At 61.0% G+C, this 23,276-nt stretch carries 21 protein-coding genes and 1 other RNA gene; 4 read left to right on the top strand and 18 right to left on the bottom strand.

The features are described 5' to 3' along the window. Positions 1-42: 42 nt before the first annotated feature. The 18 genes from lpxC to rsmI all read right to left on the bottom strand — a co-directional run bounded on the left by lpxC (position 43) and on the right by rsmI (position 19,504). Positions 43-954, bottom strand: a complete 912-nt coding sequence (gene lpxC / locus VF672_RS11055) for a UDP-3-O-acyl-N-acetylglucosamine deacetylase (RefSeq protein WP_037014674.1) — start codon at positions 952-954, stop codon at positions 43-45. Positions 955-1,066: 112 nt separating this feature from the next. Next, the gene (ftsZ, locus tag VF672_RS11050; protein ID WP_331104604.1) at positions 1,067-2,260 is read right to left on the bottom strand and encodes a cell division protein FtsZ; all 1,194 of its coding nucleotides are present in this window, start codon (positions 2,258-2,260) and stop codon (positions 1,067-1,069) included. A gap of 63 nt (positions 2,261-2,323) precedes the next feature. Next, positions 2,324-3,583: a cell division protein FtsA gene (gene ftsA / locus VF672_RS11045; RefSeq protein WP_331104602.1), complete on the bottom strand. Its 1,260-nt coding sequence runs from the start codon at positions 3,581-3,583 to the stop codon at positions 2,324-2,326. 15 nt (positions 3,584-3,598) lie between these two features. Further along, complete coding sequence (locus VF672_RS11040; protein ID WP_331104600.1) at positions 3,599-4,468, bottom strand: cell division protein FtsQ/DivIB; 870 nt, start codon at positions 4,466-4,468, stop codon at positions 3,599-3,601. Positions 4,469-4,471: 3 nt separating this feature from the next. Then, positions 4,472-5,431 (bottom strand): D-alanine--D-alanine ligase, encoded by a 960-nt coding sequence (locus VF672_RS11035; protein WP_331104598.1) that lies wholly within the window; start codon positions 5,429-5,431, stop codon positions 4,472-4,474. Further along, a complete protein-coding gene (murC, locus tag VF672_RS11030; protein WP_331104596.1) occupies positions 5,428-6,888 on the bottom strand; it encodes a UDP-N-acetylmuramate--L-alanine ligase in 1,461 nt (486 codons plus the stop codon). The genes VF672_RS11035 and murC overlap by 4 nt, the downstream gene beginning before the upstream one ends. After that, the gene (gene murG, locus VF672_RS11025) at positions 6,881-7,954 is read right to left on the bottom strand and encodes an undecaprenyldiphospho-muramoylpentapeptide beta-N-acetylglucosaminyltransferase (protein WP_331104594.1); all 1,074 of its coding nucleotides are present in this window, start codon (positions 7,952-7,954) and stop codon (positions 6,881-6,883) included. The genes murC and murG overlap by 8 nt, the downstream gene beginning before the upstream one ends. Then, the gene (ftsW, locus tag VF672_RS11020) at positions 7,941-9,158 is read right to left on the bottom strand and encodes a putative lipid II flippase FtsW (RefSeq protein ID WP_414705592.1); all 1,218 of its coding nucleotides are present in this window, start codon (positions 9,156-9,158) and stop codon (positions 7,941-7,943) included. Before ftsW ends, murG begins: the two co-directional genes overlap by 14 nt. Continuing rightward, positions 9,155-10,501 carry a UDP-N-acetylmuramoyl-L-alanine--D-glutamate ligase gene (gene murD, locus VF672_RS11015; protein ID WP_331104592.1) on the bottom strand — a complete coding sequence of 449 codons (1,347 nt, stop codon included), beginning with the start codon at positions 10,499-10,501 and terminating at the stop codon, positions 9,155-9,157. The genes ftsW and murD overlap by 4 nt, the downstream gene beginning before the upstream one ends. 5 nt (positions 10,502-10,506) lie before the next feature. After that, a complete protein-coding gene (gene mraY, locus VF672_RS11010) occupies positions 10,507-11,589 on the bottom strand; it encodes a phospho-N-acetylmuramoyl-pentapeptide-transferase (RefSeq protein ID WP_037014691.1) in 1,083 nt (360 codons plus the stop codon). Further along, positions 11,589-12,959, bottom strand: a complete 1,371-nt coding sequence (locus tag VF672_RS11005; RefSeq protein ID WP_331104589.1) for a UDP-N-acetylmuramoyl-tripeptide--D-alanyl-D-alanine ligase — start codon at positions 12,957-12,959, stop codon at positions 11,589-11,591. Before VF672_RS11005 ends, mraY begins: the two co-directional genes overlap by 1 nt. Beyond that, the gene (locus tag VF672_RS11000) at positions 12,952-14,415 is read right to left on the bottom strand and encodes a UDP-N-acetylmuramoyl-L-alanyl-D-glutamate--2,6-diaminopimelate ligase (RefSeq protein WP_331104587.1); all 1,464 of its coding nucleotides are present in this window, start codon (positions 14,413-14,415) and stop codon (positions 12,952-12,954) included. Before VF672_RS11000 ends, VF672_RS11005 begins: the two co-directional genes overlap by 8 nt. Next, on the bottom strand, positions 14,415-16,163 hold the full coding sequence (locus VF672_RS10995; RefSeq protein WP_331104585.1) for a penicillin-binding protein 2: 1,749 nt from the start codon (positions 16,161-16,163) through the stop codon (positions 14,415-14,417). The genes VF672_RS11000 and VF672_RS10995 overlap by 1 nt, the downstream gene beginning before the upstream one ends. Next, the gene (gene ftsL / locus VF672_RS10990) at positions 16,160-16,453 is read right to left on the bottom strand and encodes a cell division protein FtsL (RefSeq protein WP_237250762.1); all 294 of its coding nucleotides are present in this window, start codon (positions 16,451-16,453) and stop codon (positions 16,160-16,162) included. The genes VF672_RS10995 and ftsL overlap by 4 nt, the downstream gene beginning before the upstream one ends. Continuing rightward, positions 16,450-17,397 carry a 16S rRNA (cytosine(1402)-N(4))-methyltransferase RsmH gene (gene rsmH, locus VF672_RS10985; RefSeq protein ID WP_414705591.1) on the bottom strand — a complete coding sequence of 316 codons (948 nt, stop codon included), beginning with the start codon at positions 17,395-17,397 and terminating at the stop codon, positions 16,450-16,452. Before rsmH ends, ftsL begins: the two co-directional genes overlap by 4 nt. Then, complete coding sequence (gene mraZ, locus VF672_RS10980; protein WP_037017349.1) at positions 17,394-17,849, bottom strand: division/cell wall cluster transcriptional repressor MraZ; 456 nt, start codon at positions 17,847-17,849, stop codon at positions 17,394-17,396. Before mraZ ends, rsmH begins: the two co-directional genes overlap by 4 nt. Before the next feature lie 305 nt (positions 17,850-18,154). Further along, positions 18,155-18,512: RNase P RNA component class A (gene rnpB / locus VF672_RS10975), an RNA gene on the bottom strand. Between the two features lie 86 nt (positions 18,513-18,598). Further along, positions 18,599-19,504, bottom strand: coding sequence for a 16S rRNA (cytidine(1402)-2'-O)-methyltransferase (rsmI, locus tag VF672_RS10970; RefSeq protein WP_331104608.1), 906 nt, complete (start codon positions 19,502-19,504; stop codon positions 18,599-18,601). A gap of 222 nt (positions 19,505-19,726) precedes the next feature. Between rsmI and VF672_RS10965 the strand changes: the two genes are divergently transcribed. The 4 genes from VF672_RS10965 (at position 19,727) to VF672_RS10950 (ending at position 23,259) form a co-directional block, all read left to right on the top strand. Then, positions 19,727-21,541: a penicillin-binding protein activator gene (locus VF672_RS10965; RefSeq protein ID WP_331104579.1), complete on the top strand. Its 1,815-nt coding sequence runs from the start codon at positions 19,727-19,729 to the stop codon at positions 21,539-21,541. Then, positions 21,538-21,912 (top strand): YraN family protein, encoded by a 375-nt coding sequence (locus tag VF672_RS10960; protein WP_331104577.1) that lies wholly within the window; start codon positions 21,538-21,540, stop codon positions 21,910-21,912. Before VF672_RS10965 ends, VF672_RS10960 begins: the two co-directional genes overlap by 4 nt. Positions 21,913-22,090: 178 nt before the next feature. After that, entirely contained in the window at positions 22,091-22,684 is a 594-nt protein-coding gene (locus VF672_RS10955) for a phosphoheptose isomerase (protein ID WP_331104575.1), read from the top strand. Next, positions 22,681-23,259, top strand: a complete 579-nt coding sequence (locus VF672_RS10950; RefSeq protein WP_331104573.1) for a BON domain-containing protein — start codon at positions 22,681-22,683, stop codon at positions 23,257-23,259. The genes VF672_RS10955 and VF672_RS10950 overlap by 4 nt, the downstream gene beginning before the upstream one ends. Positions 23,260-23,276 lie beyond the last annotated feature (17 nt).

Below are 23,276 nucleotides of genomic sequence, written 5' to 3'. Positions count from 1 at the left end.
AGGGTGGCCTGAAAACATCAAAAACTAGGAAGAAGAGACTGTTTACACCGCCGCAACGGGGCGCATGTAAGAGATCGGTGCGGTGCTGGCATCTTCGAAGGTCACAACTTCCCAAGCGTCTTCCTGAGCGATCAACGCACGAAGCAAACGATTGTTCAGACCGTGTCCCGACTTGAAGCCCTGATACTCGCCGATCAGACTGTTGCCCAACAGATACAGGTCACCGATGGCATCCAGAATCTTGTGCTTCACAAATTCGTCTTCATAACGAAGACCGTCTTCGTTCAACACGCCGTCCTTGTCCACGACGATCGCGTTTTCAACGCTGCCGCCCAGAGCCAGGTTGTGTTTACGCAGGTATTCGATGTCTTTCATGAAACCGAATGTCCGCGCACGGCTCACTTCTTTAACGAACGAAGTGCTGGAAAAATCCACGCAAGCCGTCTGAGTGCGGTTTTTCAGATACGGGTGATCAAAATCGATCTCGAACCCTACCTTGAAACCTTCAAACGGTAAAAACTTGGCGTGTTTGCCGTCTTCTTCTACGCACACTTCTTTCAGTATGCGGATGAATTTCTTCGGTGCGTCCTGTTCTTCCAGGCCAGCCGATTGAATCAGGAATACGAAGGGACCTGCGCTACCATCCATGATTGGAACTTCGGAGGCAGAAAGTTCAACGTAAGCGTTATCGATGCCAAGTCCGGCCATGGCCGACAGCAAGTGCTCGACCGTATCGACCTTCACGTCGCCATTGAATAGCGTTGTGGAGAGCGTGGTGTCGCCAACGTTCAACGCATGAGCGTTGATCTGGACCACCGGCTCAAGGTCGGTACGGAAAAACACAATGCCAGCGTTCACAGGTGCTGGTTTGAGGGTCAGGTAAACCTTCTCCCCCGAGTGCAGGCCGATACCTGTGGCACGGATAATATTTTTCAGGGTGCGTTGTTTAATCATGGCATTGGCCGCTTCAGCGCGTATCGCGAATTAGTATCAACAAAGGCTGGCGATGATAGCAGACCCCGCCTTTGCTGAACACCAATCACCCTTATACCCCTGATAGAACCCATTAATCAGCCTGACGACGCAGGAACGCTGGAATGTCCAGGTAATCCAGATCGTCTTGCGGATTCATCTTCGCTGCCGCTGTCGCGCCGGCGTGTGCCTGATTGCGCATCACGGTCGGACGGTCCAGGTCGCGGTAGTTGACCGAAGGCAGCTCCTGACGTGCGGCGTGTTGCTGCTGCACAGGTGCGGCTTGAGCGGTCTGCATGGTGTTGTCGATCACCTTCACAGGCTTCTCGATTTTTGCACCCAGGCCAGTCGCAACAACGGTAACGTGCAGCTCGTCGCGCATGTCCGGATCGATAACAGTACCGACCTTGACCATGGCGTGCTCGGAGGCGAACGCTTCGATGATGCTACCCACGTCCGAGTACTCACCCAGAGACAGGTCAGGACCGGCAGTGATGTTGACCAGAATGCCGCGAGCACCTTGCAGGTTCACGTCTTCGAGCAACGGGTTGCGGATGGCCGCTTCAGTGGCTTCACGCGCACGGTTCGGACCGCTGGCGCAGCCAGTGCCCATCATCGCCATGCCCATTTCGGACATCACGGTGCGTACGTCAGCGAAGTCGACGTTGATCATGCCTGGACGCTTGATGATGTCGGAGATACCGCGAACGGCACCGGCCAGTACATCGTCTGCCTTGGCGAAAGCCGACAGCAGGCTGGCGTCTTTACCCAGGATGGTCAGCAGCTTCTCGTTGGGAATGGTGATCAACGAGTCGACGCTTTCGGACAGCGCGCGGATGCCTTCATCGGCGATCTGCATGCGCTTGCGGCCTTCGAACGGGAACGGACGAGTGACGACCGCAACCGTCAGGATGCCCATTTCCTTGGCCACTTCGGCAATGATCGGCGCAGCACCGGTACCGGTACCGCCGCCCATGCCGGTGGTGATAAAGACCATGTTGGTGCCTTGCAGCACTTCAGCGATGCGCTCGCGGTCTTCCAGTGCAGCCTGACGGCCGACCTCGGGATTTGCGCCGGCGCCAAGGCCTTTGGTCACGCCGGTACCCAATTGAAGAATGGTACGTGCGCCAATGTTTTTCAGAGCCTGAGCATCGGTGTTGGCGCAGATGAACTCGACGCCTTCAATGTTGCTTTTGACCATGTGATTGACTGCGTTGCCGCCGCCACCACCAACGCCGATAACCTTAATTACCGGGCTTTGTGGGATGTTGTCTACGAGCTCGAACATGTTCCCTCTCCTTCAGTTCTCTAGTTTTATGTCGCCTGTTGCCTGCCTACCGCTTTTTGAATCTTAGAAATTCCCCTGAACCCAGCGCTTCAGACGTTCTAACACTGGGGCCTTCGGTTCATCGCTATAACTGCTACCGGAGCCGGAAAGGCCGGACAGCGAGATGCCGTCAGACTGCTTTTGCAGTCCGTACAGCAACAGGCCGACGCCGGTTGAGTAGATCGGGTTGCGAACGACGTCCGCGAGCCCTTTGACGCTGTGTGGCACGCCGAGGCGTACCGGCATGTGGAAGATCTCTTCGGCCAGTTCGACCGCGCCTTCCATTTTCGAGGTGCCACCGGTCAGCACGATGCCGGCCGGGATCAAGTCTTCGTAGCCGCTGCGACGCAGTTCGGCCTGGATCAGCGTAAACAGCTCGTCGTAGCGCGGCTCGACCACTTCGGCCAGGGCCTGACGGGACAGTTCGCGCGGCGGACGGTCGCCGACGCTCGGCACTTTGATGGTTTCACCGGCGCCGGCCAGCTTGGCCAGGGCGCAGGCGTAGCGGATCTTGATTTCTTCGGCGTACTGAGTCGGTGTACGCAGCGCCATGGCGATGTCGTTGGTGACCTGGTCGCCGGCAATCGGGATCACGGCGGTGTGACGGATCGCACCTTCGGTGAAGATCGCGATGTCAGTGGTGCCGCCGCCGATGTCGACCAGGCACACGCCCAGCTCTTTCTCGTCGTCGGTCAGCACCGAGTACGCCGAAGCCAGCTGCTCCAGGATGATGTCGTCGACTTCGAGGCCGCAGCGACGCACGCACTTCTCGATGTTCTGAGCGGCATTCACCGCGCAGGTCACCACGTGAACCTTGGCTTCCAGACGCACGCCCGACATGCCCAGAGGCTCGCGAACGCCTTCCTGGTTATCGATGACGTAGTCCTGCGGCAGCGTGTGCAGCACGCGCTGGTCAGCCGGGATCGCCACGGCCTGGGCAGCGTCGAGCACGCGCTCAAGGTCGGCCGAGCTGACTTCGCGGTCGCGGATCGCCACGATGCCGTGGGAGTTCAGGCTGCGGATGTGGTTGCCCGCGACGCCGACGAACGCCGAATGGATCCGGCAACCGGCCATCAGCTGCGCTTCTTCTACTGCGCGCTGGATCGATTGCACGGTGGATTCGATGTTCACCACCACGCCCTTTTTCAGGCCGCGCGACGGGTGAGTGCCGATACCGACGATTTCCAGCGTGCCATCAGCCGCGACTTCGCCTACCAGCGCCACCACCTTGGAGGTGCCGATATCCAATCCGACGATCATTTTGCCGCTTTGCGCGTTTGCCATGGGTCCTGCCTCTTATCAATTCTTCGCGACGGCGGGTTTGTCCGTCGTTGGCGCTGCTGCCTGTTCGCGCCAACCAACGGCAAGGCCGTTGTTGTAACGAAGGTCGACTCGCGCAATGTTCGTGATCTGTTCTTTCAGTGTTTTTTCGTAGATGGCGATAAAGCGGCGCATCTTCTCAACCAGATTGCCTCGTCCCAGCAGCAGCTCCAGGCCTGGGCCTGCATTGCCTGCGCCGGTGGTCAGAAACCAGCTGCCTCGCTCACGCAATTCCAGGCGAGCGATGGAGAACCCCAACGGGCGCAACATCTGGCTCAGGACCTGGTACTGCTGCATCACCTGCTGTTGAGCCCGTTGAGGCCCGAACAACTGCGGAAGGTGTTCGTAGTTGGCCAGTTCACGCGGTGTGAATGCCTGGCCCTGGTTGTTCAGCAGGGACTGATCGCCCCAACGCGCAACCGGGAGTTGTTCTTCCAGACGGATCACCACCTGATCCGGCCAGACACGGCGGACCTCGGCATGGGCAATCCACGGCATTTGCTCAAGCTCGGTGCGCATGCCCGCCAGGTCGATGTTGAAGAAGCTGGTCGCCACGTACGGCGCGATCCGCTGCTGCACGGCTTGCTGGCTGATGTAGCTCAGGTCGCCCTGCACGCTGATCCGCGAGATCGGCCGGTCCGCGTAAGGCAGCAGGCGCTGGGCGGCTTCGTAAGTGCCGAAACCGAACACCACCAGCAGCACCGGCCACATCAGGCTGCGCAGGAAACCGAAATTGGGCCTCGGCATCCGCGAAGACAGAGGCTCCCTGTCGACCATCCGGCTGGCACCACGCGGCACCGGCTTGCGGCCGGTAGCGGATTGCTGATGACGAAGCGTTGCGCCGTGCATGATTTACCCTCGCACCTGGACGCTGTCGGCCAGAATCGCTAACACCAATTGTTGAAAGTCGAGCCCGGCCGCACGCGCCGCCATAGGCACAAGACTGTGATCGGTCATGCCAGGAACAGTGTTCACTTCCAGCAGCCAGAATTTGCCGTCGGCGTCCTGCATGACATCGGTGCGCGCCCAGCCGGCGATGCCGACCGCTTCACAGGCGCGCGCCGTGAGGGACTTGAGTTCATCTTCTTTGGCTGCATCGAGGCCGCAGGGAATCCGGTACTGGGTATCGGAGGCCAGGTATTTGGCGTCGTAGTCGTAGAAACTGTGGGGAGTACCCAGGCCGATGGGCGGCAATACCTGCCCACGCAGAGAGGCGACGGTGAACTCCGGACCTTCGATCCATTGTTCGACCAACACTTGCGAATCGTAGGTACGAGCGGCGTTCCAGGCGGCGATCAATTCATCGACGCCGGTCACCTTGGCCATACCGATACTGGAACCTTCATGGGCGGGTTTGACGATCAAAGGAAAGCCCAGTTCCGTCGCCGCAGAAATACAATCTGCCTCCACGGTCAGCACGGCGTGACGCGGCGTTGGCAGGCCTAGACTCTGCCAGACCTGCTTGGTGCGCAACTTGTCCATTGCCAGCGCCGACGCGAGAACGCCGCTGCCGGTATAAGGGATTTCCAGGCACTCGAGCAAACCCTGCATGGTGCCGTCTTCGCCGCCGCGACCGTGCAGCACGATGAACGCGCGGTCGATTTTCTCACTGACCAGCCGCTGCAGGAAATCCTCGCCCACGTCGATACCGAACGCGTCGACACCTGCGCTTTGCAGCGCTTCAAGCACCGCGCTGCCGGATTTCAGGGAAACCTCCCGCTCCGCACTCTTGCCGCCGAAGAGCACGGCGACACGCCCGAAGCGTTTGGGCTCCAGCGTCGAGAACAGGGCGGACTGCAGGGCGGCTGTCATTTCAGCTTACCTTCGGTTGAGGCCACGATTGCGCCAGTAAACAGCGGGCTTTTCAGCAATTGCGGTGCAAGCCCGCCGATGTCGCCGGCGCCCTGGCACAGCAGGATGTCGCCGGCACGCAGCAACGGTTTCACCAGCGGGGCCAATTCGACGCCGCGCTCGATGTAGATCGGGTCAATCACGCCGCGCTGGCGAATGCTGTGCGCCAGTTGACGGCTGTCCGCGCCGGGAATCGGTTCTTCACCGGCCGGATAGACTTCCATCAGCAGCAACACGTTGGCCTCGTTGAGGACCTGCACGAAATCGTCGTACAGATCGCGGGTGCGGCTGTAGCGGTGCGGCTGGTAAACCATGACCAGACGACGGTCCGGCCAGCCACCGCGCACGGCATTGATGACGGCAGCCACTTCGCGCGGGTGGTGACCGTAGTCGTCCACCAGCATCACGTTGCCGCCTTCCACCGGCAACTCGCCGTACACCTGAAAGCGCCGGCCAACACCCTGGAACCCTGACAGGCCCTGAACGATGGCTTCATCAGAGACGCCCTCGTCAGTGGCGATGGCGATGGTTGCCAACGAGTTCAGCACGTTGTGCTTGCCCGGCATGTTGACCGACACGTCCAGCGGCTCGCGATCACGACGCAGCACGGTGAAGTGAGTGCGCATGCCGTCCTGACGCACATTGATCGCGCGCACGTCGGCGGCGTCATCAAAGCCGTAGGTCATGATCGGACGCTTGACCGAGGGCAGAATGTCGCGGACCACCGGATCGTCGATGCAGACCACGGCCAGACCGTAGAACGGCAGGTTGTGCAGGAACTCGACGAAGGTCTTCTTCAGCTTGTTGAAGTCGCCTTCATAGGTCGCCATGTGGTCGGCGTCGATGTTGGTGACCACGGCGACCAATGGTTGCAGGTGCAGGAAGCTCGCGTCGCTTTCGTCGGCTTCGGCGATCAGGTAACGGCTGGTGCCAAGCTGAGCGTTGGTGCCGGCCGCGTTCAGGCGGCCGCCAATCACGAAGGTGGGATCAAGGCCGCCCGCGGCAAACACCGATGCGATGAGGCTGGTGGTAGTGGTCTTGCCGTGCGTACCGGCAACGGCGATGCCGTGGCGATAGCGCATCAGCTCGGCGAGCATTTCGGCGCGCGGCACGACTGGAATGCGACGCTCAAGGGCGGTCGCCACTTCCGGGTTGGAGGTGTTCACCGCGCTCGACACCACCAGTACATCAGCGGTCGAGGCGTTTTCGGCGCGATGGCCGATAAAGATCTGCGCGCCGAACGATTCGAGACGCTCAGTGACAGGCGAAGCCTTGAGGTCGGAACCGGAGACGTCATAGCCCAGGTTCAGCAACACTTCAGCGATACCGCACATGCCCACGCCGCCGATGCCCACGAAGTGGATACGACGGATGCGGCGCATTTCCGGCTGTGGCATGGCGCGTTGGTTCTCAACCATGGGCCACCTCCAGGCAGATATCGACGACGGTGTTGGTGGCGTCAGGCTTGGCCAGTTGGCGAGCCGTGACGGCCATACGGTTCAATTGTTCGGGTTGCATCAAAACCTCTTTCAGGCGAGCGGCCATCTCGGCGGCGCCAGTTGTCGCTTGCGGCATGACGAAGGCAGCGCCCTCGCGAGCCAGATAATCGGCGTTGCGCGACTGGTGATCGTCGATCGCATGGGGCAACGGCACCAGCAATGACGGCAGCCCGGCAGCAGCCAGTTCACTGACGGTCAACGCGCCTGCGCGGCAGACCACCAGATCCGCCCAGCCATAGGCTTGGGCCATGTCTTTGATGAAGGGGGCGACCTGCGCCTCGACACCCGCGGTGCGATAACGCTCGGCTGTGACTTCATCGTGGTGCTTGCCGGCCTGATGAAACACCTCAGGGCGGATATCGGCAGGCACTTGCGCCAGTGCTTCTGGCAGCAATTTGTTCAACGGCTCGGCGCCCAGGCTTCCGCCCAGCACCAGCAGGCGGGGCCTGCGGCCGATCAGCGTCTGGCGCGGCGTCTCGAAAAACAGCTCGGCGCGCACCGGATTGCCCGTGGTGCGGCGCTTGGCCGAAGCGGCGAAGGTCTGCGGGAAGGCTTCACAGACCCGAGCGGCGAACGACGCCAGGCTGCGGTTGGCCGTGCCCGCGACTGCGTTTTGCTCATGAATGATCAGCGGCACGCCGGCCAGTTTCGCCGCCAGGCCGCCCGGGCCCGTCACGTAGCCACCGAAGCCGACGACGCAGACCGGCGACAATTCACGCACGACCTTGCGCGCCTGCAACAACGCCTTGATCAGCATGAACGGCGCCTTGAGCAGCGAAAGCCGGCCCTTGCCGCGCAAACCGGTGACATTGATCAAGTGCAGCTTCAAACCTGCGGCGGGCACGAGCTCGTTCTCGATGCCGCGCGGCGTCCCCAGCCAATGCACGGTGTAACCGCGGGCCTGGAACTCACGGGCACACGCCAGCGCCGGGAACACGTGTCCGCCGGTGCCGCCCGCCATGATCAATACGTTACCGGCGGCCATGGGTCGGCTCCTCGGCAAAGTCGCTTTCCTGGAACTCGGCTTCTTCGCTGCCCATGTTATTGCGCGATTCCCACTCGATGCGCAGCAACAGCCCCAGGCTGGCGCAGCAGATGATCAACGAACTGCCGCCGTAGCTGAGGAATGGCAGGGTCAGGCCCTTGGTCGGCAGCAAACCGACGTTCACACCGATGTTGATCAGGAACTGACCAATCCACAGGAAAGCCAAACCGTAGGCGGTGTACGCAGCAAAGAACTGCTTGGCGCGCTCGGCCCACATGCCGATGTACATCGCACGGATACTGACGAACACGAACAGCCCGACCGTGGCGAGGGAACCCACGACGCCCAGCTCTTCTGCCAGCACCGAGAACACGAAGTCGGTGTGAGCTTCAGGCAGGTAGAACTGCTTCTGCACGCTGTTGCCAAGGCCGACGCCGAGCCATTCACCGCGACCGAAGGCGATCAATGCCTGGGTCAGCTGGTAGCCCGAGCCGAATTGATCGGACCACGGGTCGGTAAAGGTGATCAAACGCGCCATCCGGTAGGGTTGCGCCTGAACCAGCACGAACACCGCACCGACCGCCAGCGCCACCATCAGACTGAAACGGAACAGGCCGACGCCACCCAGGAACAGCATGGCGGCCGCCGCGCCCATCATTACGACCGTGGCGCCGAAGTCCGGCTCCATCAGCAGCAGACCGGCCATCGGCAGCAGCACGATGAACGGCTTGAAGAAGCCCATCCAGCTCTCGCGTACTTCCTGCTGCCGACGAATCAGGTAGCCGGCCAGGAAAATCACCACGAACACTTTGGCGATTTCCGACGGCTGCACGTTGAACATGCCGAAGCCGATCCAGCGCATCGAACCGTTCACCTCACGCCCGATGCCGGGCACGATCACCGCGATCAACAGGCCGAACGCGCCGATCAGCATCAGCCAGCCGAGGCGCTGCCAGGTGGCAACCGGCACCATCATGGTCGCGACGCAGGCAATCAGGCCGAGCACCAGATAGATCAAGTGACGGGTCATCATGTACAGCGCATTGCCCGACTGCACGGCAGCCACTTCCGAGGACGCGGAAGTGATCATTACCAGGCCCAGGCCCAGCAGCGCGAGGCAACCGGCGAGCATCGGGAAATCGACGTCAACGCCACGGCCGCTGATGATCGGCGACGGGTACGGCTTGATCACGCCAAAAATCATGACAAGTCCTCCACGGCCTGGGCGAACAGGTGTCCGCGCTCTTCGAAATTCTTGAACATGTCCAGGCTTGCGCAGGCGGGCGACAACAACACGGCGTCCCCTTCCTGCGCGATATCAGCAGCACGTTGCACGGCTTCTTCCAATGTAGTGACGCGTACCAGAGGCACCGAATCGCCGAAGGTCGCGGCGAGCAATGGCGCATCGCGGCCCAGCAGGACGACAGCTCGGCAATGGGCAGCCACCGGGGCTTTCAGCGGGGCGAAATCCGCGCCCTTGCCATCGCCGCCGGCAATCAGCACCAGCTTGCCGTCGATGTCGGCACCCAGGCCTTCGATCGCTGCCAGCGCGGCACCGACGTTGGTTGCCTTGGAGTCGTCGTAATAATTCACGCCGTCGAGCTCACGCAGCCATTGGCAGCGATGAACCAGACCGGCAAATGTCTTGAGGCTGGCGAGCATGGCGTCGAACGGCAGACCGACCGCATGGCCCAGCGCCAGGGCGGCCAACGCGTTGCCCTGATTGTGGCCACCGCGGATTTTCAAATCGCGGACCGGCATCAGGTTGTCGAACTGAAAGGCCAGGTACTTCTCGCCATTCTCTTCGCGCAGGCCGAAACCGTTCCTGTCGGGCTTGTTCAGCCCAAAGGTCCAGCACGGCACGCCTTCACCAATCAGCGGACGGGTCAACACGTCCTGACGATTGACTACTACTTGACGGGCACCGCGGAAGATCCGGTGCTTGGCAAGGTGGTACGCCGGCAGGCCGCTGTAGCGGTCCATGTGGTCTTCACTGATGTTGAGCACGGTGGCAACTTCTGCGCCGAGCTGGTCAGTGGTTTCCAGCTGGAAGCTTGACAGCTCCATCACGTAAAGCTCGACGTCATCGCGGAGCAGGTCCAGCGCGGGCGTGCCGAGATTCCCGCCCACCGCGACACGCTTGCCCGCTGCCGCTGCCATCTCGCCCACCAGCGTGGTGACCGTGCTTTTCGCGTTCGATCCGGTGATGGCAATGATGGGTGCCTTGGCATTGCGAGCGAACAGCTCGATGTCGCCGGACAGCTTCACGCCGCGCATGGCCGCTTGCTGCAAGGCCGGGGTCGCCAGCGCCAGACCGGGGCTGACGTACAGCTCATCGGCGCGGCACAGGAATTCAACGTCCAGCTCACCACAGCGCACGTCAACCTGCGGGTAGTCACGGCGCAATGTCGCGAGTTCTGGCGGATTCTCCCGCGTATCGGCGACAGCAAACGACACGCCCCGGTTCGCCAGGAAGCGAACCAGGGACATGCCGCTCTTGCCGAGGCCGACAACGATGCGGAAGTGGTCAGAAGCGATCAGTGACACTCGTTCTACCTCAGTTTCAACGTGGCAAGGCCGACCAACACCAGAATCACGGTGATGATCCAGAAACGGACGATCACGCGTGGCTCGGGCCAGCCCTTGAGTTCAAAGTGGTGATGGATGGGCGCCATGCGGAAAACGCGGCGGCCGGTCAATTTAAACGATGCGACCTGAATGACGACTGACAGAGTCTCCATCACGAAGACGCCGCCCATAATGAACAGGACGATTTCCTGGCGGACGATGACCGCAATGGTGCCCAGCGCGGCACCCAGTGCCAGTGCGCCGACGTCGCCCATGAAGACCTGAGCCGGATAGGTGTTGAACCAGAGAAAGCCCAGCCCTGCACCGATCAGCGCGCCACAGAACACGATCAATTCGCCCGCGCCTGGCACGTAGGGGATCAGCAGGTATTCGGCGAACTTCACGTTGCCCGACAGGTAGCAGAAGATCCCCAGCGCGCCGCCGACCATCACGGTGGGCATGATCGCCAGACCGTCCAGGCCATCCGTCAGGTTGACCGCGTTGCTGGAGCCGACGATCACGAAGTACGTCAGCACCACAAAGCCAATGCCCAGCGGGATGCTGAAGTCCTTGAGCATCGGGATCAGCAGCGTGGTTTCCACCGGCGATTGTGCGGTCATATAAAGGAAGATCGCCGCGCCCAGGCCGAACACCGATTGCCAGAAGTACTTCCAGCGACTCGGCAGCCCACGCGAATTCTTCTCGATCACTTTGCGATAGTCATCCACCCAGCCAATGGCACCGAACAGCAGCGTGACGATCAGCACGACCCACACGTAACGGTTGCTCAGGTCGGCCCACAACAAGGTCGCAATGCCGATGGCAGACAGAATCAGCGCGCCGCCCATGGTCGGTGTGCCGGACTTGGAAAGGTGCGATTGAGGCCCGTCGTTGCGCACGGATTGACCGATCTGCTTGCTCTGCAGGGCACGGATCATCCATGGGCCCAGGCACAGGGAAAGTGACAGTGCGGTAAGCACGCCAAGGATCCCGCGCAGGGTCAGGTACTGAAAGACCGCGAAGCCTTTGTAGAACTGTTGCAGATACTCGGCCAGCAGCAGCAGCATTAATGTTTCTCCAGGCGTGTTCCGCATAAGGCCGCTACGACGTTTTCCATCGCAGCGCTGCGTGAACCTTTAATCAAAATGGTGGTGTTTTTATCGTGCTCGGCGCCGAGCGCTTCGATCAGCTCGGCCTGAGTTTCAAAATGGCGGGCATCCTGCCCGAAAGCCTTGACTGCATGGGCCATCAACGGACCGACGGCATAGAGCGCGTCGACTTTTCCGGCCGCGTATTGGCCGACATCGCGATGCCCCTGCTCCGCCCACGCGCCCAGCTCGCCGATATCACCCAGCACCAGGACCTTGCGGCCCGGGAACCCGGTGAGGATGTCGGTCGCGGCAGCCACTGACGTAGGGTTGGCGTTGTAGGTGTCATCAATGACGCGCATGCCGTTCGGCGCAATCTGCGCAACGGTACGGCCTTTTACCGGCTGTACGTTGTTCAGGCCGGCGACGATGCCTGCCAGCGAAACGTCCAGCGCATGGGCAGCGGCGGCGGCGGCCATTGCGTTGGCCACGTTGTGCATGCCCAACAGATTCAATTGCACCGGCGCCGAACCGACCGGGGTGTTCAGCACGAATGCCGGGCAACCGCGTGCGTCGATGCCCAGGTCGCTGGCGTAGAAGTCAGCGCGACCGTTGTTCAGCGCAAAGCTCAGCACTTTGCGGGAGCCGGCGCGGGCGACCCAGATATCAAAAGCCTTGTCGTCAAGGTTCAACACCGCAACACCGCGAGCGTCCAGACCCTCGATGATCTCGCCCTTGGCTTCGACGATTTTTTCCGGCCCGCCGAACTCACCCACGTGGGCGGTCCCGGCATTGGTCAGGACCGAAACGTGCGGTTTGGTCAGACTGACCGTGAAAGCGATTTCGCCGACGCGCGACGCACCCAGTTCGATCACGGCGGCGTCGAATTCCGGTGCCAGTTCCAGCAGCGTCAGCGGGACACCCAGTTCGTTGTTCAGATTGCCGCGTGTCGCCAGGACCGGACCACGCGTGCGCAGGATGCTGGCGAGCATTTCCTTCACGGTAGTCTTGCCGCTGGAACCAGTGATTGCAGCCACCGGCTTGTCTATAAAGGCATTGCGGTTCAGCGCGCCGAGTTGCGCAAGCGCTTTGCGGGTGTCGCCGACGATCAACTGCGGCAGCGAACTGCCCGGAATTTCACGCTCAACCAATGCGCCGACTGCGCCTTTGGCAGCCACTTGGTCGAGGTAGTCGTGACCGTCAAAGCGCGGGCCGGTCAGCGCCACAAACAACTGCCCGGGCGTGATCGCCCGGCTGTCGATGCTGACACCGGAGAAACTGCAGTCATGGCCCACACGACGGGCGTCGAGCGGCACGAGCAATTCGCTGAACGAAAGCGGCTTAAGCATGTGCGGCCTCCCAGGCGTCGAGCGCTTTGGTGGCTTCTTCCAGGTCGGAAAACGGCTGACGCTGTCCGTTGATTTCCTGGTAATCCTCGTGGCCCTTGCCGGCGAGCACGATCACATCAGCAGCGGACGCCTGAGCGATGATCTGGGCGATGGCCTGACCACGACCGGCCACAAAACCCACCTTGTCCGCTGACGTGAATCCGCCACGGATGTCATCAAAAATACGGGCAGGGTCTTCGCTGCGCGGGTTGTCGTCGGTCACGATGACCTTGTCAGCCAGACGCTCGACCACTTCCGCCATCAGCGGACGTTTGCCGCGATCACGGTCGCCACCACAGCCGAACAGGCAGGCCAATTGACCTTCCGCGTGGGGGCGCAGGGCAGCGAGGACTTTTTCCAGCGCGTCCGGCGTGTGGGCGTAATCGACCACCACCAGCGGACGCGAACCGCCACCCAAACGCTGCATCCGGCCAGCCGGGCCTTCCAGCGTCGGCAGGACCTTGAGAATGTCATCCAGCGGGTAATCGAACCCCATCAATGCGCCGACCGCCGCCAATACATTGCTCAGATTGAATTTGCCGAGCAGGCGACTGCGCAACGCATGGCTGCCCTGCGGCGTTACCAATGTGGCGCGCACGCCATCATCATCAAACTGCGCATCGCGGCAGAACAGGTAAGCGCTGCTGTCTTCCTGGCTATACGTAATCAGACGGGATGCGTGGGGCGCGGCAGCGAGCTGGCGACCAAACGCATCGTCAAGGTTGACCACGCGGCAACGCAGGTCATTCCAGGCAAACAATTTGGCCTTCGCCGCAGCGTAGGCTTCCATGGTGCCGTGGTAGTCCAGATGGTCGCGGGACAGATTGGTCATCACCGCCACGTCGAAGGCCAGCGCCGTAACTCGGCCCTGGTCCAGCCCGTGGGACGAAACCTCCATGGCGATCGCTTTTGCCCCGGCCCTTTTCAGGTCGTACAGGGTCGATTGCACGGAGATAGGGTCCGGCGTGGTGTGGATGCCGCTTTTCAGGTCGCTGTAGAAGCCGGTGCCCAGAGTGCCGATGATGCCGCAGCGTTGTCCCAGCGTGTCCAACGCCTGCGCCACCAATTGGGTCACGCTGGTTTTCCCGTTGGTGCCGGTCACGCCGATCAGCTTCAGGTTGCGGCTTGGGTCGCCATAAAAGCGGCCGGCGATGTCGGACAGCTGCGCGGCCAGGCCCTTGACCGGAATCATCGGAATGTCGGTGATAGGCAGCACTTTGGCGCCCTCCACCTCATAGGCAATCGCAGCCGCGCCATGTGCTATGGCGTCGGTGATGTGCTCACGGCCATCAACCCTGAGACCCGGGATTGCCAGAAACAGGTCGCCCGGCCGCACTTTGCGGCTGTCCAGGGTCAGTTCGCGAATCAGCAGATCGCGATTGCACTGCGCAAACAGCTTGCTCAAATTCAACGACATCAGCCACGTCCTCCCTTGACTGGAGCGACGGCAGGTACGGCGTTGGCTTGTTGCTCAGGCGGAACCGGCGCGAGGTTGTCCGGGCGCACGTTCATCAAGCGCAGCGTGCCCGACATGACCTTGCTGAATACCGGGGCGGAAACCAAACCGCCGAAGTAACCGCCTTTGCTTGGCTCATCGATCACCACCACGACCGCATAACGGGGGTTGCTCATCGGGCCGAAGCCGGCGAACAGGGAACGGTACGAGTTTTCGGCGTAGCCCTTGGTACCCACGGACGTTTTACGCGCCGTACCGGACTTGCCCGCCACGTGATACGACGGAACGCGCGCACGGTAGACGCCGCGCGGGTCTTCGATCACTTGCTGCAACATGCCCTGCAGCGTCTTGGCCGTCGCTTCCGGAATGGCTTGAACCGAGTCGGCTGGCGTGTCGGTCTTGAGAATGGTCAGCGGCACGATCTTGCCGTTGTTGGCCAGCGCCGCATAGGCGTGCACCAACTGCAGCGCCGTCACCGACAGGCCGTAGCCGTACGACAGCGTTGCGGTTTCGGCCTTGCGCCACTCGCGGTAGTTCGGCAGGTTGCCAACGCGCTCGCCCGGAAAGCCCAGGCCAGTGTATTGACCCAGCCCCACACGCTGCATGGCGCGGAAAATCGCTTCGCCGCCGACGTCGAACGCCACTTTACTCATGCCGACGTTACTTGAGTTGATCAAGATGCCGGTCAGGTCGAGGATCGGGCCTTCGGTTTTGGTCACGTCACGGATGGTGTATTTGCCGATCTGCAATGTGCCCGGGTAAACCTCGACCTTGTCGCTCGGTTTCCAGCGGCCGCTGTCCAGTGCTGCGGTCATGGAAATCGGCTTCATGGTCGAACCCGGCTCGAACACGTCGATGATCGCGCGGTTACGCATCGCAGCCGGCACCATGGTGCGACGGTTGTTCGGGTTGTAGGTCGGCTGATTGACCATCGCCAGGACTTCGCCGGTCTTCACGTCCATGATCACCAGGCTGCCAGCCTTGGCGTCGTTTTCCTGAATGGCGTTGCGCAGTTCGCGGGTCGCCAGGTATTGCAGGCGCAGATCAATAGACAAAGCCAAGGTCTTGCCGGCCTTGGCGTTTTTCTTCACTTGCAGGTCTTTGATCATCCTGCCGCGCCGGTCCTTGATGACCTGCCGCTTGCCGGGGACACCGGCGAGCCAGTCTTCGTAAGCCAGCTCCACGCCTTCGCGGCCGTGATCATCGAGGTCGGTAAAGCCGACCATGTGTGCGGTGACATCGCCAGCGGGGTAGAAGCGGCGGAATTCTTCCTTGCCATAAACACCCGGCACTTTCAGGTCCAGCACTGACTGACCCTGCTCCGGCGTCAGGCCACGGACCAGATAAATGAATTCTTTACCGGCTTGTTCATTGAGGCGATCAGTCAACGCCTTGGGATCCTGCCCCAGTACCTGTGCCAGCTGGGTCCACTTGGACTTGTCGGCCTGCATCTCGGACGGGTTCGCCCAAATAGTGGTCACCGGCGTACTGACGGCCAGCGGCTCGCCGTTGCGGTCGGTGATCAAACCACGGTGCGCGGGAATCGAAACGGTACGCAGGCTGCGCGCGTCGCCCTGTTCAATGAGGAAGCGGTGGTCGATGACCTGGAGGTCGACGATGCGGTAGCAGATCGCGATGACCATGACCGACAGCAGGCCGACCACGACACGGAACCGCCAGGGATAGAGCGCCCCTTCGAGTTTCATCATGGCGACACCATCCGGATATCGGCGGCGTTCGGAATGCGCATTTTAAGCTGATCGGTGGCCAGGGCTTCGATACGGCTGTGGGCGGTCCAGGTGCTCTGCTCAAGAATCAGACGGCCCCACTCTGCCTGCGCCTTGTCACGCACGCTCAGCTCGCCATAAAGAGAGTTCAGCAACTGACGATTCCAATGCGCGCTGTAGGCGACACCGATCGCCGAGACCAATACCGCTACATACAGCAGCAACATGAAAAAGCTGCCGCCCGGCAACGGCTTGAAGAAACCGCGGCTCATCGGAGCTTCTCCGCAACGCGCATGACAGCGCTGCGCGAACGGGGGTTGGCGCGGGTTTCGTCGTCGGAAGCAAACTGCGCTTTGCCGATCAGCTTGATGCGTGGCTCAAAGGCCTGATGGCGAATAGGAAGATTGCGCGGCAGGTTATCGGCTTCGCCCTTGACCAGCTTGCGCATGAACAATTTGACGATGCGGTCTTCCAGCGAGTGAAAGCTGATGACGACCAGACGCCCACCGACTTCAAGGGCGTCCAGGGCAGCCTCAAGGCCTGCCTCCAGATCACCCAGTTCATTGTTGACGTGAATGCGCAGGCCCTGGAATGCGCGGGTCGCAGGGTTCTTGCCCTTTTCCCACGCCGGGTTGGCAACTTTCAGCACTTCGGCCAGATCGCCGGTGCGCTCGAACGGTTGAGTCTCGCGGCGCGCCACGACGGCACCGGCCATGCGGCGGGCAAACCGCTCTTCTCCGTACTCCTTGAAGACGCGAGCGATTTCTTCTGCCGAGGCGGTATTGACGAACTCGGCCGCGCTGACGCCGCGGGACGGGTCCATGCGCATGTCGAGCGGGCCATCATTCATGAAGCTGAAGCCGCGCTCGGGGTCGTCCAGCTGCGGCGAAGACACACCAAGATCAAGGAGAATTCCGCTGACCTTGCCCGCCAGGCCACGCGCCTGAACCTCGTCGCCCAGCTCGGCAAAGCTGCGCTGCACAATGACAAAGCGGCCGTCTTCGGCCGCCAGCGTCTGCCCGGTGGCAATCGCTTGGGGGTCTTTATCGAATCCGAGAAGCAGACCCTCCGGCGCCAGGTTCTGCAATATAAGGCGGCTGTGTCCGCCACGCCCGAAGGTGCCATCCAGATAGCAGCCATCGGCGCGTACCGCGAGAGCCTCGACGGCTTCTTCGAGCAGTACGGTGATGTGGGTAAAGCCGCTATTAATAGTCACAAGATCAAATCACGCAATTCATCGGGCATCGCGCCCGGTTTTTGAATGGCCGCAAGGTCCGCATCAGCAAGTGCGTTCCAGGCGTCCTCATCCCACAGTTGAAACTTATTGAGCTGGCCTACCAGCATCACTCGCTTATCGAGCTTGGCGTACTCACGCAAACGTGGCGGCACCAGGAAACGCCCACTGCCGTCCAGCTCCAGATCGACCGCATTACCGATCAACAGCCGCTGCAGGCGACGGTTTTCTTCACGGAACGTGGCGAGCTCGCGCAGCTTGGCCTCAATCAACTCCCACTCGGGAAGCGGATAGATGCACAAGCACGGGTCAACGGTATCAATGGTGACGATCAACTGCCCGGCGCTACGCGAATCCAACTCGTCACGGTACCGGCTCGGCATAGCGAGACGGCCCTTTGCGTCGAGATTGATTGCGTTTGCACCACGGAACACAGGCGCGATCTCCAATATTATCTTTTTGCGGTCAAAAAACCCACTTCACGCCACTTTCCGCCACTCGCGCACACTATAGGAATGCGCCCACCACACCGTCAAGGCGACTTCACGAGGAAAACCCTTATAGGACGGATATTTAGGAGCACTTACGAAGGAGATGTGACAGATTTCGGATCGGTCCTACAGATAATTCCGAGGACGAACAGACAGATAGGGTTTGAAGTTAAAGTGATTTGTGAGGTTTAAGATTTTTTTGGCATTACTGGCGGGGGAAAATCGTACAAACGAGGGGGGAAAAGGAGGTGGAGAGTCGATCTGTAAGCCGGGTTCTGTCGAGGACAGTCATTCCTCTACGATGGCCATCACTGGACATCTTTAGCAACCTACCCGGTTCCAGCGCGGGCCACGCCTTGGAACCCTATTTGGTCTTGCTCCGAGTGGGGTTTACCTAGCCACGAACTGTTGCCAGACGTGCGGTGCGCTCTTACCGCACCTTTTCACCCTTACCGGCACCGAAGTGCTTAGGCGGTTATTTTCTGTGGCACTTTCCGTAGGCTCGCGCCCCCCAGGCGTTACCTGGCACTCCGCCCTATGGAGCCCGGACTTTCCTCCCCCCTTCATTGCGGAACAATGAAAGGCAGCGACTGTCCAATCGACTCTCCGCCGCCAAGGTTAATGGCAGGGCGGCTCAAGAACAAGCTTTAATCGGCTTTCGGGCCATCTGCGAAGCCATCCGCGACATCCCGTCACATGTCCTTCTGTTTATCCAGGGCAACCTGGTAGAGCAAATTCTTGCGCACGCCTGTGATCTCCGCAGCCAGAGCGGCTGCACGCTTAAGCGGCATTTCCTCCAGCAGCAGATCCAGCACCCTTCGCGCTTCGGCGCCAACGGCATCTTCGCCTTCAGGTTCAGTCCAGCCCGACACGAGAACAACGCACTCGCCGCGCTGCTGATTACTGTCGCCTTCCACGAATGCACGTAGCTCCGACAGCGGCAGCCCCTTCAGGGTTTCGAATGTTTTCGTCAATTCGCGCCCCAGCACAGCCGGACGCTCCGGACCGAAGATGGCTTCCATGTCCTGAAGGCATTCGAGAATGCGGTGCGGTGCCTCATAAAAGATAAGCGTGCGCGGCTCTTCTTTAACGAGTTCGAGGCGCGCCTTGCGACCCACCGACTTGGCCGGCAAAAAGCCTTCGAAGATGAAACGGTCCGAGGGCAACCCCGCCGCCGACAGTGCGGCGATCAAGGCGCAGGCGCCCGGGACGGGGATTACCTGGATGCCAGCTGCTCGCGCCTGACGCACCAGATGGTAGCCAGGGTCGGAGATAAGCGGCGTGCCGGCATCTGAAATCAGCGCGACGTCGTCGCCCGCCAGCAGGCGGGTGATAAAACGGCTCCCCTCCTCACGCTCATTGTGTTCGTGGCAGGCCGCCAATGGCGTCGGGATGCCGAAGTGCTGCATCAGCCGTAACGAGTGCCGGGTATCTTCCGCCGCAATCAGCGAAACATCGCGCAGCACCTTCAGGGCACGAGCGCTCATGTCATCCAGGTTGCCAATCGGCGTGGCCACCACATAAAGCACGCCTGTCGTGGAATTCGAAGCACCTGGAGCAGTCAAAGCGCACACCTCATGTTGTGTAAAAGCCTGCATTGTACAGGCTGCGACCGACAAAAAAGGACGTCCCATCCCTTGAGTCCAGAAAAGCAGTTCGAACGCCAGCAACAAGGCAGCGACTGCGCTACAGACCGACTCAGGTCGACTGACGCGCCTGGAGACGATCAATATCGCCGCTGTAACGCCTTCAAAGTCGCGCCCCGGCCAGTGCTTGGGTACACTTCCACGCTAATTTGCTCGAGTATCAGGAACATACACATGATCGCTTGCCTGCGGCTGTTCTCTGCCCTCTGCCTGGCTGCCCTCCTGGCTGCCTGTGCCGGTTCGCCCTCCTCCAGCCTTGGCGAACTGCCACGCACCCCCGATGCCAGCATCGAACAACTGCTCGAACAAGCCGCGGCGGCAAAGTCGCCTGATCAGGCTGCGCTGCTGAAGCTGACCGCCGCCGACCTGGCCGCACGCCAGAACAACCCAAGCCGTGCCGCGAGCATCCTTGAGCAGGTGCAAATGGACCAGCTCAAGACCGACAAACAGATCTACGCCAGCACCCTGTCTGCCGAGCTGGCACTGGGTCGCAGCCAGCCGAAAGCCGCGCTGACCGCCCTCAATCACCCGAGCATGCAGCATCTTGGCGAAATGCCCGTTGACCTGCAGACCCGCGCGCACACCGTTCGCGCCCGCGCCTTTGAAGCGGACGGCCAGACCCTGGCGGCGGCAAGTGAGCGCGTTTTCATGGGCCCGCTGCTGCAAGGCGATGCCTTGAATGCCAACAACGACGCCATCTGGACGCTGGTTGCAGCATTGCCACCGGAGCAGCTGCAAAGCGCGGCCAATGATGACATGGGCGGCTGGCTGAGCCTGGCCCGCGCGGTCAAGGGCGCCGGCACGCTGGAACAGCAGCAGACTGCGATCGACAACTGGAAGGCGCAGAACCCGCAGCACCCGGCAGCGCGTCAGTTACCGACTGCCCTCGCGCAGTTGCGTGACCTGAAAAGCCAGCCGTTGACCAAAATCGCCCTGCTGCTGCCACAGGACGGTCCGCTGGCCTCGGTATCGCGCGCTCTGCGTGACGGTTTCATGGCCGCGAACTATCAGGCTCAGCAAGCCGGCGAGAAGCCTCCTGCAATCGAAGTGTTCGACAGCTCTCGTGTGACGTCGATGGACGCCTTCTATGCACAAGCCAAGGCGGCAGGCGTGCAGCTGGTGGTCGGTCCATTGGAGAAGCCGCTGGTTAAACAGCTGAGCGCCCGTCCTCAATTGCCGATCACCACGCTGGCCCTGAATTACAGCGACTCCGGCGCGCAAGGCCCTGCCGAGCTGTTCCAGTTCGGTCTGGCCGCTGAAGACGAAGCCCGCGAAGTGGCAAGACGTGCCTGGGCCGATGGCAAGCGCAGTGCGGTTGCCATGGTGCCGAAGGGTGAATGGGGTGATCGCGTCCTGGAAGCCTTCCGTCAAAGCTGGCAGGCCAAGGGCGGCACATTGCTGGGTGCTGAACGCATCGATCAGCCGGTCGCACTGGCGCAACAGGTCGCCGATCTGTTCCAGCTGCGCAACAGCGAAGGCCGCGCCCAGCGCGTGCAGAGCGCCACAGGCACGCAGATGGCCGCTCAGCCTTCGCGTCGCCAGGATGTGGACTTCATGTTCCTCGCTGCGACACCTCAACAGGCTCAGCAGATCAAGCCGACCATGGTTTTCCAGTACGCAGGTGATGTTCCGGTCTATGCCACTTCGCATCTGTTCACCAACAGCGGTGACGCGGCGATGTACAACGACCTGAACGGCGTGCGTTTCTGCGAAACCCCGTGGCTGCTCAATGCCAACGATCCTCTGCGTCAGCAGGTGACCGCTCAGTGGCCACAAGCAGCCGGCAGCCTTGGCCGCCTCTACGCCATGGGCATCGACGCGTATCGGTTGGCGCCACGGCTGACTCAGCTGAAGACCCTCCCTGAAAGCCGCATCGACGGCCTGTCCGGCAGCCTGGCGATTGGTCAGGGTCAACGCATCGAGCGTCAACTGCCCTGGGCAGAGTTTGTCGATGGCAAGGTCCAGCGCCTGCCGGACACTGCGCCTTGACCCCAGGCACGACCCGTCAAACCGCAGGGCGCGAGGCCGAAGCCTACGCCCTGCGTCATCTCCAAGAGCACGGATTGCAGCTGATTACCCGCAACTGGTCGTGCAAACGCGGCGAGCTTGATCTGGTCATGCTCGACGGCGATACAGTAGTATTCGTCGAAGTTCGGTATCGTCGCCACGCCGGTTGGGGTGGCGCGCTGGAAAGCGTCGATTTTCGCAAGCAGGAAAAGCTCACACTGGCGGCTCAGTCCTTCCTCCAAAGCGAGTCGCGCTGGGCGGATTCACCGTGTCGCTTCGATGTCATCGCGATTAATGGCGACCCTGGCACGTTACCCGCCTTGAGCTGGGTCACGAACGCCTTCGATAGCTGAAAGCGCGGCGCTTGCGTGAGATGTGCAGCGTGAATCTCAGGCTTTCCCGGCTAATAACCCAACGAACCACACTGGCTCTTTTTGCTCTTCGCTTTGCGGGCTGCACAGTTTTGTGCCGGGACGCCGATGACTTATCGGACGCCGCCCCGACCAGCCGCCCCTATTAAGGTTTTCATAGATGGACATGCAATCCCGAATTCGCCAGCTTTTTCAGGCCAGCATCGACACCAAGCAACAGGCGATGGATGTTGTTGCGCCCCACATCGAGCAAGCCAGCCAAGTGATGGTCAACGCGCTGCTCAACGAGGGCAAGATGCTGGCCTGCGGAAACGGCGGTTCGGCTGGCGATGCACAGCACTTTTCCTCAGAGCTGCTCAACCGCTTCGAACGCGAGCGACCGAGCCTGCCCGCCATTGCGCTGACCACCGACACCTCCACCATTACCTCCATTGCCAATGATTACAGCTTCAACGAAATCTTCTCCAAACAGATTCGTGCGCTGGGTCAGCCGGGCGATGTGCTGCTGGCGATTTCCACCAGCGGCAATTCGGCAAACATTATTCAGGCCATCCAGGCCGCACATGATCGTGAAATGATTGTCGTAGCCTTGACCGGTCGCGACGGCGGCGACGTTGCATCGTTGCTGTTGCCGGAGGACGTCGAAATCCGGGTTCCGGCAAAAGTCACCGCACGTATCCAGGAAGTCCACCTGCTGGCGATCCACTGCCTTTGCGACTTGATCGACAGCCAACTGTTCGGGAGTGAAGAATGATATCCAAACGTCTTAGCCTGCTGGCCCTGACGCTCTGCCTGGGCATCAGCGGATGCAGCTCGGTGATCAACGCCAGCCGCGAAGCACCGATCGATGATGACCGCGGTACGCGCACCTTCGGCAGCAAGATCGATGACTCACTCATCGAGACCAAGGTTGCGGTCAACGTTGCCAAAGCCAGCCCTGATCTGGACAACGCATCGCACATCGTCGTGACCAGCTTCAACGGCATTGTGCTGTTGGCCGGCCAGACACCTCGCGCCGATCTCAAGCAACTGGCCGAGCAGACCGCCAGCCAGGTGCAGAAGGTCAAAAAGGTCAACAACGAGCTGCAGGTCACCGGCCCTTCCTCGATGCTTGCGCGCAGCAATGACGCCTGGCTGACCAGCAAGATCAAAACCGAAATGCTGACCGACAGCGCCATCCCTGGCTCGCGCATCAAGGTTGTGACTGAAAACGGCATCGTCTACCTGCTGGGCCTGCTGACCCAGGCCGAAGCCACCCGCGCGACCAACCTGGTTCAAGGCGTCGGCGGCGTGCAGAAGATCGTCAAACTGTTTGAGTACATCGACTGATCCTGCGCCCCTCTCTT

This window comes from Pseudomonas sp., from assembly GCF_036387035.1.
In the GTDB taxonomy this organism is placed as follows: Bacteria; Pseudomonadota; Gammaproteobacteria; order Pseudomonadales; family Pseudomonadaceae; genus Aquipseudomonas.
Note: the sequence above shows the minus strand (reverse complement) of the source record. Positions and strands in the feature narration are given on the sequence as shown.

Excerpts from the sequence above, each read along its gene's own strand:
- VF672_RS10965 (WP_331104579.1), top strand. The coding sequence starts at position 19,727 with ATGATCGCTTGCCTGCGGCTGTTCTCTGCCCTCTGCCTGGCTGCCCTC.
- ftsL (WP_237250762.1), bottom strand. The coding sequence starts at position 16,453 with ATGAGCCGCGGTTTCTTCAAGCCGTTGCCGGGCGGCAGCTTTTTCATG.
- ftsZ (WP_331104604.1), bottom strand. The coding sequence starts at position 2,260 with ATGTTCGAGCTCGTAGACAACATCCCACAAAGCCCGGTAATTAAGGTT.
- VF672_RS10950 (WP_331104573.1), top strand. The coding sequence starts at position 22,681 with ATGATATCCAAACGTCTTAGCCTGCTGGCCCTGACGCTCTGCCTGGGC.
- VF672_RS11040 (WP_331104600.1), bottom strand. The coding sequence starts at position 4,468 with ATGCACGGCGCAACGCTTCGTCATCAGCAATCCGCTACCGGCCGCAAG.
- VF672_RS10955 (WP_331104575.1), top strand. The coding sequence starts at position 22,091 with ATGGACATGCAATCCCGAATTCGCCAGCTTTTTCAGGCCAGCATCGAC.
- ftsW (WP_414705592.1), bottom strand. The coding sequence starts at position 9,158 with ATGATTTTTGGCGTGATCAAGCCGTACCCGTCGCCGATCATCAGCGGC.
- rsmI (WP_331104608.1), bottom strand. The coding sequence starts at position 19,504 with ATGCAGGCTTTTACACAACATGAGGTGTGCGCTTTGACTGCTCCAGGT.
- ftsA (WP_331104602.1), bottom strand. The coding sequence starts at position 3,583 with ATGGCAAACGCGCAAAGCGGCAAAATGATCGTCGGATTGGATATCGGC.
- murC (WP_331104596.1), bottom strand. The coding sequence starts at position 6,888 with ATGGTTGAGAACCAACGCGCCATGCCACAGCCGGAAATGCGCCGCATC.
- VF672_RS10995 (WP_331104585.1), bottom strand. The coding sequence starts at position 16,163 with ATGATGAAACTCGAAGGGGCGCTCTATCCCTGGCGGTTCCGTGTCGTG.
- lpxC (WP_037014674.1), bottom strand. The coding sequence starts at position 954 with ATGATTAAACAACGCACCCTGAAAAATATTATCCGTGCCACAGGTATC.
- VF672_RS11005 (WP_331104589.1), bottom strand. The coding sequence starts at position 12,959 with ATGCTTAAGCCGCTTTCGTTCAGCGAATTGCTCGTGCCGCTCGACGCC.
- mraY (WP_037014691.1), bottom strand. The coding sequence starts at position 11,589 with ATGCTGCTGCTGCTGGCCGAGTATCTGCAACAGTTCTACAAAGGCTTC.
- VF672_RS11000 (WP_331104587.1), bottom strand. The coding sequence starts at position 14,415 with ATGTCGTTGAATTTGAGCAAGCTGTTTGCGCAGTGCAATCGCGATCTG.
- murG (WP_331104594.1), bottom strand. The coding sequence starts at position 7,954 with ATGGCCGCCGGTAACGTATTGATCATGGCGGGCGGCACCGGCGGACAC.
- VF672_RS11035 (WP_331104598.1), bottom strand. The coding sequence starts at position 5,431 with ATGACAGCCGCCCTGCAGTCCGCCCTGTTCTCGACGCTGGAGCCCAAA.